Below are 12,408 nucleotides of genomic sequence, written 5' to 3'. Positions count from 1 at the left end.
TTCGGAAAGACGCGGTGGCGATCCGGCAAGTCGGGACACCAGATACCACGCCGACTCTGCAGTCAACCCCCGAAGAACTTCCGCAGCCGACCACTAAGGGACTGGGCCCTCGGCCCTGGCCGGGCACTCCAGTACGGTGGCCCCGTGCCCCGGACCGTCTCCCCCGCCCGCCGACACACCGGCCGCAGCCGCCTCTTCCGTATCGCGGCTGCTTTTGTCGTGCTCGCCGCGTTGGGCGGCTATCTGACCGTGCAGTACATATCCGGCAGCAGGTTCGCCGAAGGGTGCACCGTGGAGTCCGCCGACGGTTCGGACGGCAAGGGCCGTACGTACCGGATGAGCCCTGAGCAGGCCTCGAACGCCGCGACGATCTCCGCGGTCGGCACCTCGCGCGGGATGCCGGAGCGGGCCGTGACGATCGCGCTGGCGACCGCGTTGCAGGAGTCCGGGCTGCGCAATATCGAGCACGGGGACCGGGATTCGCTGGGACTGTTCCAGCAGCGTCCCTCACAGGGCTGGGGCACCGAGAAGCAGATCATGGACCCGGTCTACTCCGCCGGGGAGTTCTACCGGCACCTGGCCGAGGTCCCCGGCTACTCGCGTCTGCCGCTGACGGTCGCCGCGCAGCGGGTCCAGCGCAGCGGTTTCCCGCAGGCGTACGCGAAGCACGAGCCGGATGCGGCGTTGCTGGCGGCCGCGCTGACCGGCCGCACGCCCGCCGCGCTGAACTGCACGCCGCCGAGGACGACGGCCGCGAAGGCCGATGCGGCGAAGGTGCGGGCGGAGCTGGTGCGCGCCTTCGGCAAGGACGTGCTGCCCGCGCCGAAGCCATCGCCCGGGGACGGGCGGGCCGCAGCCGGTGCGCCGGCGACGAGCACGGTCTCGGTGCCGGTGCGGGCGTCGCGCGCCTCCGGGAACAACGATTCGGTGCGGCGCGGCTGGGAGCTCGCGCACTGGGCCGTCGCGCAGTCCGAGGCGCTCCGCCTGGATGAGGTCGCGTACGCGGGCCGGGTATGGAAGGCCGGGTCGGGCTGGCAGACGGAGCGTACGGAATCGGGCACCACCGAGGTCCGGATGCGGCTCGTGCACCAAGTGCCGTGACCGGCGGTGTTCGCCCGGAAGGAGCGTCGTCCAGTGCGTGCGATCGCAAGGCGGCCGGAAGTCCTTGGACGGGTCTGCCCTGCTCGAACGAAGTCGAGAGCTCGGGGAAGGAGCTACCAGGACTTTCGGCCAACGCCGCGAGCATGCGTGCTGGACGACGCGACGGGGCAAGACGGGGCAAGGCGCGGCAACAATTGCCGGGAGGGGCACCAGTACGAACGGTCACCCGAAGGAGTTATCCGGCCGTTCCGGAACGGCCCCTGGCGCGGCACCTCCCGCCCACCCTCCTTCATCCCCCACTTCCCTTGACCTCACAGGGAAATGACGGTTCATCGGATCGTCCCGGAATGTGACGTCCGCCCGGGTTCCTCCGTTGTGAATTATGTGACGCATTACCGACTCTTTACCTCGCCACACCGCAACCTCCCCCGCCCTTACGACGGTTGTCATTGCGTCCGGTCAACGGACAGACCGATTCCTCATTTCCGTCGAAGGAGCATCATGTCCCTCCCCCTGACCCGCCGGATCGCCCGTGCCGCGCTACTGATCGCCGCGGGTGCGGCCCCCGTGGTCGGTGCGGCCGGAGCCGCGGGTGCCGCGGAGCTCCCGCAGGCCCCGGAGCTCAGCGGTCTGACCACCGTCGACGGCGCCAACCTCGGCAAGACGGTCAACGGCGCGTCCCAGCAGGGCGCCAAGGCGGCGGGCGAGACCGGCGGCAAGATCGTCGGGACGACCCTCCCGGCCGCGGGCAAGACCGTCGACAAGGCCGCCCCCACCGTGCAGAACGCCACCGGTGGTGCCACGGGCAGCGCGGGCGAGGTCCTCGGCAACGCCGCCGGTGCCGCGAGCCAGGGCGACCTGCCCACCCAGGGTCTGCCGATCGGCTGACCCGCCACACGTGAGGGGCCTCGGGAGTGCGCACTCCCGAGGCCCCTCACGTGTGCCGCCGACTATCGGGCCAGCCGCTTCACCGCGGCGGCCACCCGCTCGTCCGTCGCCGTGAACGCCACGCGTACGAAGCGGTCACCGGCCGGCCCGTAGAAGTCGCCCGGGGCGACCAGAATGCCGAGCTCCGCCAGGTACGCCACGGTCTCCCAGCACGGCTCGTCGCGCGTCGCCCACAGGTAGAGGCTCGCCTCGCTGTGCTCGATCCGGAAGCCGTGCGCCTCCAGTGCCGTGCGCAGGGCCGCACGCCGCTCCGCGTACCGGGTCCGCTGCTCGGCGACGTGCTCGTCGTCGCCGAGCGCCGCGACCGTCGCCGCCTGGACCGGGGCCGGTGTCATCATTCCGCCGTGCTTGCGGATCAGCAGCAGCTCGCCGAGCACGGCCGCGTCGCCCGCGATGAAGGCGGCACGGTATCCGGCCAGGTTGGAGCGCTTGGAGAGCGAGTGGACGGCCACGATGCCCTCGTACGTGCCCCCGCAGACGTCCGGGTGCAGGACGGAGACGGGTTCGGCCTCCCAGCCAAGCTCCAGGTAGCACTCGTCGCTGAAGACCAGTACGTCGTGCTCGCGCGCCCAGGCGACGATCCGGATCAGCTCGTCCTTGGACAGGACGCGGCCGGTCGGGTTGGACGGCGAGTTGAGCCAGAGCAGCTTCAGGCCGGCCGGGTCCAGGTCCGTCGGGTCGTCATAGACGACGGGCTCGGCGCCGCAGAGCCGGGCGCCCACCTCGTACGTCGGGTAGGCGAGCCGCGGGTAGGCCACCTTGTCGCCCGCGCCGAGACCGAGCTGCGTCGGCAGCCAGGCCACCAGCTCCTTGGAGCCGACGACCGGCAGGACGTTCCCGTGCGCCACTCCCACCGCGCCGAGCCGCCGCTCCACCCAGCCGGTGATCGCGTCACGCAGCTCGGCGGTCCCCCACACCGTCGGATAGCCGGGGCTGTCCGCGGCGGCGACGAGCGCGCGCCGGATCAGCTCGGGCACCGGGTCGACGGGCGTGCCGACGGACAGGTCCACGATGCCGTCCGGGTGGGCGGCGGCCGTCGACTTGTAGGGCGCGAGCCTGTCCCAGGGGAAGACCGGGAGGCGGGAGGAGACTGCGGACACGGATCTCTGCTTTCTCGTACGGGGGGTTACGAGGGTTACTCGGCCGGCTCGGGGCACTCGGGCCGCTCGGGTGTGGAAACACCTCGGCCCCGTACGGTGACGAGCCGTACGGGACCGGGGCGACACACGTGCCGGCCGCTGTTTACTGGTTTTGCGGCGGCAGCGCAGCGATGAACGCGTGGTCGCGTTCGATCAGGCCCAGCTTGGAGGCACCACCGGGCGACCCGAGGTCGTCGAAGAACTCGACATTCGCCTTGTAGTAGTCCTTCCACTCCTCCGGGGTGTCGTCCTCGTAGAAGATCGCCTCGACCGGGCACACCGGCTCACAGGCTCCGCAGTCGACGCATTCGTCCGGGTGGATGTACAAGGACCGCTGGCCCTCGTAGATGCAGTCGACGGGGCACTCTTCGATGCAGGCCTTGTCCTTTACGTCGACACAAGGCTGCGCGATGACGTAGGTCACGCTGTCGTTCCTCCTCGGTAGGGCGTTGGCTCTCGCGCGGGAGCGCGGCGTCGTCGATGCCCGCCCCTAGTATCTCCGTTCCCGGGCACGAACCGAACAGGAGGGGCGGACAGAGCTGTGGAATTCACCATCGGCGGACAACTTGAAGTCCGAATTACACCGGCTGACGTGGGCAAACGGGTATCAGTCCGGCGTACGGCCGAGCGCAGCCCGCAAGGACCGAAGTTCACGGACACGGTCGGCGTGCTCACATCGTGGGACAGTGGTGTGCTCTCGATCACAACGAAGAGCGGCGACTTCGTCCGCATCGCGGAATCGACTCTGGTGGCGGGCAAGGTCGTGCCCGCGGCCCCGGCCCGGCGGCGCGGCCCCGCGGCCTCCTTCGACGAGCTCGCGCGCGTCTTCGCCCGCGCCTGGCAGCCGGTGGAGAGCGAGCCGCTGGGCGACTGGCAGCTGCGCGCCGCGCAGGGCTTCACCCGGCGCGCCAATTCCGTGCTGCCGCTCGGCGATCCGGGCATGCCGCTCGACGAGGCGCTCGGGAGCGTCCGGCGGTGGTACGCGGAGCGGAACCTGCCCGCATACATCCAGACCGCGACCGGCGCCGAGGGCACCCAGGAGCTGCTCTGCGCGGAGCTGGAGGAGCGCGGGTGGCGGCGCGAGGTGACAGCGGAGGTACGGATCGCCGCGCTGGCGCCGATCGGTGATCTGGACGCGGATGTGTCGCAGGTGCGGCTGAGCCGGGACCTCGACGAGGCGTGGCTCTCCCGCTATCAGCGCTTCGACACCCCGGGGCCGCACGTCCTGAAGGTGCTGCGCGGCGGCCCCTCGGTGTGGTTCGCCTCCGTGCCCGGTGACGCCGAGGGCGCGGCGCCCGCCGCGATCGGGCGGTGCGTGGTGGACGGGCGGTGGGCCGGCTTCATGGCCGTCGAGGTCGATCCCACGCACCGGCGCCGGGGGCTCGCCACCTCCGTGATGACCGCGCTCGCCCGCAAGGCCCTGGACGAGGGCGCCTCGGCGGCGTGGCTGCAGGTGGAGACGGACAACGAGGGTGCGCGGTCGCTGTACGAGGGCATGGGGTTCGCGGTCCATCACCGGTATCACCACTTCCGGCCGGCGTGACGGAGGCAGGCGAGCCCGATGAATCCTCACCACCCCGATCGCCCCGAGCACCCTGGCCGGGACGAGCTGCTCCGGCAGTTCGCCGAGGAGGCGCGCGCCGAGCGGCCGGACCTCGCGCTGCTCTGCCTGCTGCTGGGCGCGGTGGCCGACCCGGCGCTGGACGTGACCGGGATCGACGCGGCGCAGATCGAACTGGACGAGCTGGCAGGCCGGCTTCCGTACGGGGTCCGGGGCGGCCGGGCCTGGGCCTCGGCCCTCGCGGAGCTGCTCGGCGAGCGGTGCGGCTTCGCGGGCTCGTCGGCGGATTACCAGCGGCTGGAGTCATCGCTGCTGCACAAGGTGCTGCGGCGGCGTCGCGGGCTGCCGATCCTGCTGTCCGTGGTGTGGATCGAGGTCGCGCGGCGGGCGGGCGCTCCGGTGTACGGAGTGGCGCTGCCCGGCCATTTCGTCGTCGGGTTCGGTGATCCGGCCGAGCGAGTGCTGGCCGACCCGTTCGACGGCGGCCGGCCGATGAGCGGGCAGGACGCGGAGCTGCTGGTGGCGGGGGCGACCGGGGAGCCGCTGGAGGAGTCGATGCTGGTGCCCGCGCGGTCGCTGGAGATCGTGCTGCGGATCCTGAACAACATCAGGGCATGGGCGGCGGCCCGTCCGGAGCGGACGGATGTGGCGCTGTGGGCGGTGGATCTGTCGCTGCTACTGCCCTCCCATCCGGCCAGGCTGCGGTACGAGCGGGCGGAGCTGCTCGTGCAGAGCGGACAGTTTCTGCGCGGGGCGGTGGAGATGGAGGAGTACGCGGATGTGGTCGCCGGGGTCGAGCCCGCGGCGGCGGAAGCGATCCGGCGGCGGGCGCGGGCGGCGCGGGCGTTGCTGAATTAGATCCGTGACCGGCAATGTTTGCCCGGAAGGAGCGTCGTCCAGTGCGTGCGATCGCAAGGCGGCCAAAAGTTTGGGCCGAGCAGTTCGGCGGCCTCGTCGAGCAGCGGCACATCGGCTCCGGTCCAGTCACCACCGTTCGACCTACGGAACAGTAACTCCCTTTGTCCGTCAGCGAGTCCGGGCGCGGCGAAGGCCAGGCGCGGGCGCTGTTGAGCTCGGCGGTCTCCGGCCCCTCGGCGCGGTCCGCCACGGATCCGCGACCGGCACCCGCCCCCCTCTCCAGCTGGGCGTCGACGCATCACCGGATCGCGTACGCCGTTACACGGATTCGAGGGGCCGCTCCGGGCGGAGTCCCATCGGGCACCCCGCGCACACTTCCCACCCGAAGAACCTAGGGAAGTCGCCTCAACTCGCCCTTGCCCGCGCCATGTTCACGTTCGCCGGGAGATCGCTGCCGACTGGGCATCGATCGGTCCACCACACGGAAGCGGCGGCAAACGGGTGGACCGCCGCTGCCCAAACCTCGCGCGGCGCTGCGTGCAGCCCAACGGGTGATAATCAGCCGTTCGCCACCCGAAGGGCCCATGACGTAGCTCCAATGCGGCACTCCCCAGTGGCGCGGGCCCGCATTCTGGCTGACGGTGGATCACGTCGCCACTGCTCCACACTGAGTCGGCACCCCGTCACTCTTCGCAGTTGCGACGGAAGGAATGTGTTCAGATGCGCTCTGCCCGCACACTGTTCGCTTCGGCCGCTGTCACAGCGGTACTCGCCATCACCGGTCCCGCCGCCTACGCCATGGCCGCGGCAGAGGGCTCGGGAAACAACAACGGCTCCTCGTCCTCGCGCAGCGACGAGAGTGGAATGTCCGACGAAGGTGGTCGCGGCGGCGACGAGGGTGGCCGTGGCGGCGACGAAGGTGGTCGTGGCGGCGACGAAGGTGGTCGCGGCGGCGACGAAGGTGGCCGTGGCGGCGACGAAGGTGGTAACGGCGGCGACGAAGGCGGTCGCGGCGGCAACGAGGGTGGCAACGGCGGCGACGAAGGCGGCCGTGGCGGCGACGAAGGCGGTCGCGGCGGCGACGAAGGCGGTCGCGGCGGCGACGAAGGCGGCCGTGGCGGCGACGAAGGCGGCCGTGGCGGCGACGAAGGCGGTCGCGGCGGCGACGAAGGCGGCCGTGGCGGCGACGAAGGCGGCCGTGGCGGCGACGAAGGCAAGCCCAGCGGGGGCGTCAACACCGGCGGCGGCTTCATGGCCACGGCCTTCACCGCCGACGGCGACGAGGGTGGCCGTGGCGGCGACGAAGGTGGTCGCGGCGGCAACGAGGGCGGCAACGGCGGCGACGAAGGCGGCCGTGGCGGCGACGAGGGTGGCAACGGCGGCGACGAAGGTGGTCGTGGCGGCGACGAGGGTGGCAACGGCGGCGACGAAGGCGGTCGCGGCGGCGACGAGGGTGGCCGTGGCGGCGACGAAGGCGGCCGTGGCGGCGACGAAGGCGGTCGCGGCGGCAACGAGGGTGGCAACGGCGGCGACGAAGGCAAGCCCAGCGGGGGCGTCAACGCCGGCGGCGGCGGGATGGCCACGACCGGTAGCAGCCTGGCCGCCGGCTCGGCGCTCCTGCTCGGAGGCATCGGCGTCGGTGCGTACAAGCTGCGCCGCCGTCAGTCGACGGGTGGCTCGATGGCCTGACCGGGCTCAACCGCCGGTCGGTCGCTCAGTTGTCGCGGTCGTCACCCCTCGGGGTGGCGGCCGCGGCGGCTTCATTTCCGCACCGGTCGAGTCGGCGCACCCCCGCATTCCTCCCGCTCCCCCCACCCCACCGACGCACGAGTGAAAGGCACGTTTCCATGGCCGCCCCGCAGTCGCCCGGCTCCGCCCCTCCCCGGACTTCCCCCGGAACCACACTGGGCCGCGCCCTGATGTGGCCCGCCGTGACAGCCGGACTCGGCGTGCTCCTCATCTACAACTCCTTCGGCACCTCGGCCGACAACAAGCCGCCGGCCCCGCCCGCCGCCGTCGCCACCGCCGTGCCCGAGGTCCTCGGCTCCCATGCCGCGCCCCGCCCCATCAATCCGTCGGAGCAGGCCATCGGCCCGGCGATGCTGCGTTCCGTCCCGACGAGGCTGCAAATTCCGACCATTGGCGTCAACGCACCGTTCACCGACCTGTCCATCGGCGCCGACGGCAGCCTGAACGCGCCGCCCCCGAACGACAGCAACCTGGTGGGCTGGTTCAAGGACGGTGTCACCCCGGGCGAGCACGGTACCTCGATCGTGGCGGGTCATGTCGACACGATGACCGGTCCGGCCGTGTTCCTGCAGCTGCAGTTCCTCAAGCCCGGCGCCACGGTCGACATCACCCGTGCGGACGGCTCGGTCGCCACGTTCAAGGTCGACTCGGTCGAGACGTTCAGCAAGGCGAAGTTCCCGGACAAGCGCGTCTACTCCGACACCCCGTCCGCGCAACTGCGCCTGATCACCTGCGGAGGCCCGTACAACAGGACCGCCAAGGACTACGAGAACAACGTGGTGGCCTTCGCCCACCTCGACTCCACCAGGAATGGCTGACGGCCGACCGGCGGTCGCCGTCGCGATACAACCGTCCGCCGGGCGGGGAGGTCGTACGAGGCGACACGGAACCTGAGGCCGTGCCGCCCCGACCGGCCTTCGTGTTGAAGCCGTACGGAAGTCGGGCCGCTGCCACGGAGAAGAAGTGCGCGTGCCGCCGCGTACGACCTCCCTGCCCGCCATCGGCGCGTGACGCCGCTGCCGTGGCGTACGGCCGCGGAACACGACGCCGCCCCCGGCCGGGGTCCGGACGGGGGCGGTGTGCGGTGCGGTTCGCCGCGGTGGGGCCGCTATCCGTTGCCGTTCAGGTCGATCGTGACGGTCCGCTCGGCGGGGGTCTTGCCGAGCAGCGCGCTCTGCATGGCATGCGCCACATCATCCGCACTGAGCTGGTGCTTCTTGCCATCACCCTTGGTGATCATGATGCCGTCGAAGACGCCGTCACAGAGGGTGTCGATGGCCTTCTTGTCGTAGTGCTCGACCAGTCGGCCGTTGACGGGCACCATCGTGAGAATCTGCGGCAGCGACTTCTCCGGGCCGAACGGGATCTCCTTGGGCCCTGCCTTGATGGTGATCACGCCCGACATCGCGGGCTCCGCGAAGTCCTTCATCGCCCGGTCCAGTTCGGCTTGGTCGATGGTGGGCTCTTGGGTGGTGACGGGCAGCTCGACGGTGGCCGGCTCGCCCGTCTGCACCTGGGTCCGGTACGCGTCGCGCACCGAGATCATCGACTTGTCGACGTCCAACGCCTTGCCCGACTTGCCGGGTACGGCGACGGCCTTGCCCGGCTCGAACCTGATCGTTCCGTCGCTGGCCGAGCCGGAGACACCCGCCAGGTCCGTCAGCGCGACACCGAGCTTCTCCTCGTCGACCGGGATCACCGGGTCGACGACGCGCTTGGCGCCGAAGAGGGAGCCGATGACGGAGACCGGGTTGTAGTCGCTGCCCGCGGCGGAGCGCACGGTCTCCTGGCTGTCCAGACCGAGCCCTGCCTTGTCCGGTGCGAGCGAGGTCTTCTTGCCGTCCACGGACAGCTGGAGGGGCGCCTCGGCGCGCTTGCCGAGAGCGGCGTCCAGCTTCGCGACGCCATCCTCCTTCGTGCCGCCGCCGATGTCGACGCCGAGGACGGTGGTGCCCTTGGGGACTTCGGAGTGGTTCATCAGCAGCCCGGCGCCGTACGCGACACCGAGCAGACCGACGACACCTGCGCAGAGAAGGACCGGCATGGAGCGGCCCTTCTTCTTCGCGGGCGCGGGCGCCGGGGCGGGGCGGGCGGCTGCGGGGCCGGGCGACGGGGCGGCGGGACCGCCGGGTCCTGCCGGTCCGGTGCCCATCGCGTCGTCCGGGGTACGGGGCGTCAGATCGGGACGCCCGCCACCGGGTCCGCCGGGGCTCGGGAACAGGGACGGCGAGCGGTGCTCCGGCGGAACGACGGGGATGCCGCTGGTGAGCGTGTCACCGGAGACGTTGCCGCCGGGCCCGGAGGAGGCCGGCGTCGCGAACTGGGGCGTCAGCACCGCCGTGTCGTCGGACATCCGCGGGGGCACGCCGCCGGGGCCCTGCGGGCTCGCGGGACCACCGGAGCCGCCCGGACCGCCGGGGCCGCCCGGGCCCGCCGGGCCGGAGCCGCCCACTCCGCCGAGGTTCGGGGTCAGGGAAGAGATGCCGGTGACCGGGCCCGTGGTGGGTCCGGAGGGGCCCGGCGTACGCACTCCGAGGTTCGGCGTGGGGCGCGGGCCGGCTGCGGGATCCGCGGGTCCGCCGTCGAACTCGTCGAGGACGCTGCGGCCGGGGCGGGGTGCGTCCTGGTCGCCCGTGTGCTGCGGACCGTCCGAGAAGTACGGCAGGTCGGCGCGGGGCGGGGCGGGCAGGGCGCCATGGGGTCCGTCGGTGCCACCGGCCGCGCCGCCGCCGACGACCGAGGTGTTGGTGGGAGCCTTGCGCGGGGCGAACCAGTCGCTCCCGCTCTTCTCCCTGGCCGGCTTCTCGGCAGCCGGCTCCTCGGTTGCGGAACCGGCTCGCGCCTCGGCGCCCGGTGCGGTGTCGGACACGTCCGACGCACCGTCCGGCGCGGGCGAGCCGGGGCGCGGGACGCCGCCCGTGCGCTCGGCCTCAGCGGTGTCGGCGTCGCTCATGGGCGTACGCATGACGACGGGTGGGATGGGACGCGAACCCGGAATGTTGATCCGGATGCGCGTCGTCAGCGTCGTCTCGGTTCTCGGCTCTTCGGGCCGAGGCGCGTCCGCAGGCTCCGGTGCCCCCTCCGGGGCGTCCTGCGAAGGGTGCAGCGACGGATACTGGCGGGATCCGTACGGCGGCGTCCCCGAGGGGTACGCGGCTCCTCCGCGCCCCCGAGGCCCGGAGGACGAACTGTCAGTTTCACGACTCAAAGCAGGTTCTCCCGATTGGCTCCGCCGCCCGTACTTCCCCCATGCCGCAGGCCTGGGGACGGCTCGGCGCGCGAACCACCATACTGGCCGCCGCCGGCAGACACCCCCGCGACCGGGGGAAACGGCTGCGTGACCACCGGTCGGGCAAGGGGCATTACGGGATCGGACGTGGCACATTACTTGCCAGGTCGGCTGCTGTCGGCGCCCGGTCGGGGCAACCGCGACATGGTGGCACAGATCACAGCGAGGGTCATCCCGCCCAGCATGAAGAGGGTGAGGCCCAGTTCATTACCGAAGACATAGTCGCCTTCCGGCCGTCCACCGAGCAGAACGACGACCGAAATCAGCCAACCCGCCGCGGGTGCCAGGGCGCCGAGCTGGGTGCCGAAGAGACAGCGCCCGCCGTAGAACAGTCCGGCGCAGGCGACCAGCGCGAGCACCAATCCGGCGGGGAACCAAGCGGCTTGGACGAGCGTTCCCGCGATCCCGACGAGCGCGCCGAGGACGGCGAGACCCACATAGGCGGCGATCCGCCCGGGGTTGAGGGGCGCGGCGAGGCCGGTGGCCGGGACGCCTCCGGAGGGTGCGCCGGTGCGTGGTGTGCGCTGCTTGCCGCCGCTCATCGTTCCGCTCCCGGCACACCGGCGAACAGATCGTCCTCGCGCGCCCCTTGAGGGGCTCCGGAGGCGCCGTGCACCAACTCGTAGTACTCGGTGGTGAAGACGGGCTGGCCGAGGTCGTTGGAGAGGGCGAAGAAGGGGCCGTCCACGGCGATCTGGGTGGCATGGGCCCGCATCGCCGCGCTCTTGGCCGCCGCATGGGCCGAGCCGTCGATCTGCGCGGTGACCCTCGTGTCGTCGACCACACCCGGTACGTCGTCGATGGCGGCGATCCCCGGGAAGGCGTCCGGCGCCGTGTCCCGCAGGCGCGCGAAGCCCTCCTCGGCGACCGAGCGCGGCACGCGATTCCAGTAGATCTTGGCGACGGTGTGCGGGGTGCCCGATCCGGTGCGGTACGCGGGATCGGCGGCGAGCTCCGCGGCACGCATCGCGACGCGGTGCGCCTGGATGTGGTCGGGATGCCCGTAGCCGCCGTCGGGGTCGTAGGTGACGAGGACCTGCGGGCGCACCGAGCGGATCACCTCCACGAGGTACCCGGCGGCGTCGTCCACGTCCGCGTCCCAGAAGGCGCCGGGACGGTGGTTCTGCTCGGCGCCCATCATTCCGGAGTCGCGGAAGCGGCCGGGGCCGCCGAGGAGTCGGTGGTCGGTGACCCCGAGTTCCTTCATCGCCGCGGCGAGTTCGCCCTGGCGGTAGGGGCCCAGGGTGTCGTCCCGGTCCGCCGCGAGGTGGGCGAGCGCGCGCGGGATGACCTCGCCCTCCTCGCCGAGCGTGCAGGTCACCAGGGTGACCTGGGCACCTTCGGCCGCGTACCTGGCCATAGTGGCGCCGTTGTTGATCGACTCGTCGTCGGGGTGCGCGTGCACCAGGAGCAGACGCCGGGCGGGATGGTCCGTCATGGGGACCACCCTACGAGACTGGCTCCAGGGCCCGGCCGCTTCCACGCACAGGCCCCACCTGCGCACCGGCCGGCGACGAGCCGGGTCTCAGAACTTGAGGCTTCCGATCATCCCGGCCACATTCGTGGTCAGGTTCGAGATGCTGGGCGCAATGGACGAGCTGGCGAGATAGAAACCGAGCAGCGCGCAGACCACCGCATGTCCGCCCTTCAGTCCGGATTTCCGGATCAGCAGGAAGACGACGATCGCCAGCAGCACCACCGCCGAAATCGAGAGTGCCACGGCGGTTCACCTCCATCAGAACGGTCGGAACGGGCAGCACACA

At 71.7% G+C, this 12,408-nt stretch carries 12 protein-coding genes; 6 read left to right on the top strand and 6 right to left on the bottom strand.

Annotation, left to right across the window (positions count from 1 at the left end):
- Positions 1 to 144: 144 nt before the first annotated feature.
- Both ACZ3IC_RS03495 and ACZ3IC_RS03490 read left to right on the top strand, forming a co-directional pair.
- On the top strand, positions 145 to 1,101 hold the full coding sequence (locus ACZ3IC_RS03495) for a hypothetical protein (RefSeq protein WP_467412053.1): 957 nt from the start codon (positions 145 to 147) through the stop codon (positions 1,099 to 1,101).
- A 501-nt stretch (positions 1,102 to 1,602) separates the two neighbouring features.
- Positions 1,603 to 1,989 carry an ATP-binding protein gene (locus tag ACZ3IC_RS03490; RefSeq protein ID WP_467412050.1) on the top strand — a complete coding sequence of 129 codons (387 nt, stop codon included), beginning with the start codon at positions 1,603 to 1,605 and terminating at the stop codon, positions 1,987 to 1,989.
- A gap of 62 nt (positions 1,990 to 2,051) precedes the next feature.
- Here ACZ3IC_RS03490 and dapC read toward each other — a convergent pair whose 3' ends face one another.
- Together dapC and fdxA are read right to left on the bottom strand one after the other, a co-directional pair.
- Positions 2,052 to 3,149, bottom strand: a complete 1,098-nt coding sequence (gene dapC, locus ACZ3IC_RS03485; protein ID WP_467412049.1) for a succinyldiaminopimelate transaminase — start codon at positions 3,147 to 3,149, stop codon at positions 2,052 to 2,054.
- Positions 3,150 to 3,291: 142 nt separating this feature from the next.
- Positions 3,292 to 3,612, bottom strand: coding sequence for a ferredoxin (fdxA, locus tag ACZ3IC_RS03480; protein ID WP_018956287.1), 321 nt, complete (start codon positions 3,610 to 3,612; stop codon positions 3,292 to 3,294).
- A gap of 117 nt (positions 3,613 to 3,729) precedes the next feature.
- Between fdxA and ACZ3IC_RS03475 the strand changes: the two genes are divergently transcribed.
- The 4 genes from ACZ3IC_RS03475 to ACZ3IC_RS03460 all read left to right on the top strand — a co-directional run bounded on the left by ACZ3IC_RS03475 (position 3,730) and on the right by ACZ3IC_RS03460 (position 8,174).
- Entirely contained in the window at positions 3,730 to 4,731 is a 1,002-nt protein-coding gene (locus ACZ3IC_RS03475; protein ID WP_467412046.1) for a GNAT family N-acetyltransferase, read from the top strand.
- Between the two features lie 18 nt (positions 4,732 to 4,749).
- On the top strand, positions 4,750 to 5,607 hold the full coding sequence (locus tag ACZ3IC_RS03470) for a transglutaminase family protein (protein ID WP_467412043.1): 858 nt from the start codon (positions 4,750 to 4,752) through the stop codon (positions 5,605 to 5,607).
- Positions 5,608 to 6,327: 720 nt separating this feature from the next.
- Positions 6,328 to 7,296, top strand: a complete 969-nt coding sequence (locus ACZ3IC_RS03465) for a hypothetical protein (protein ID WP_467412040.1) — start codon at positions 6,328 to 6,330, stop codon at positions 7,294 to 7,296.
- A gap of 158 nt (positions 7,297 to 7,454) precedes the next feature.
- Positions 7,455 to 8,174, top strand: a complete 720-nt coding sequence (locus ACZ3IC_RS03460; protein ID WP_467412038.1) for a class F sortase — start codon at positions 7,455 to 7,457, stop codon at positions 8,172 to 8,174.
- A 290-nt stretch (positions 8,175 to 8,464) separates the two neighbouring features.
- On the opposite strand, the gene ACZ3IC_RS03455 is transcribed toward ACZ3IC_RS03460, so the two are convergent.
- The 4 genes from ACZ3IC_RS03455 to ACZ3IC_RS03440 all read right to left on the bottom strand — a co-directional run bounded on the left by ACZ3IC_RS03455 (position 8,465) and on the right by ACZ3IC_RS03440 (position 12,365).
- On the bottom strand, positions 8,465 to 10,564 hold the full coding sequence (locus ACZ3IC_RS03455) for a peptidoglycan binding domain-containing protein (protein ID WP_467412035.1): 2,100 nt from the start codon (positions 10,562 to 10,564) through the stop codon (positions 8,465 to 8,467).
- A 176-nt stretch (positions 10,565 to 10,740) separates the two neighbouring features.
- On the bottom strand, positions 10,741 to 11,187 hold the full coding sequence (locus ACZ3IC_RS03450) for a DUF6113 family protein (protein WP_467412032.1): 447 nt from the start codon (positions 11,185 to 11,187) through the stop codon (positions 10,741 to 10,743).
- On the bottom strand, positions 11,184 to 12,083 hold the full coding sequence (mshB, locus tag ACZ3IC_RS03445) for an N-acetyl-1-D-myo-inositol-2-amino-2-deoxy-alpha-D-glucopyranoside deacetylase (RefSeq protein ID WP_467412029.1): 900 nt from the start codon (positions 12,081 to 12,083) through the stop codon (positions 11,184 to 11,186). The genes ACZ3IC_RS03450 and mshB overlap by 4 nt, the downstream gene beginning before the upstream one ends.
- 87 nt (positions 12,084 to 12,170) lie before the next feature.
- Entirely contained in the window at positions 12,171 to 12,365 is a 195-nt protein-coding gene (locus tag ACZ3IC_RS03440) for a hypothetical protein (protein WP_093896879.1), read from the bottom strand.
- Positions 12,366 to 12,408: the final 43 nt, after the last annotated feature.

This window comes from Streptomyces sp. NPDC002958 (genome assembly GCF_055563255.1).
Note: the sequence above shows the minus strand (reverse complement) of the source record. Positions and strands in the feature narration are given on the sequence as shown.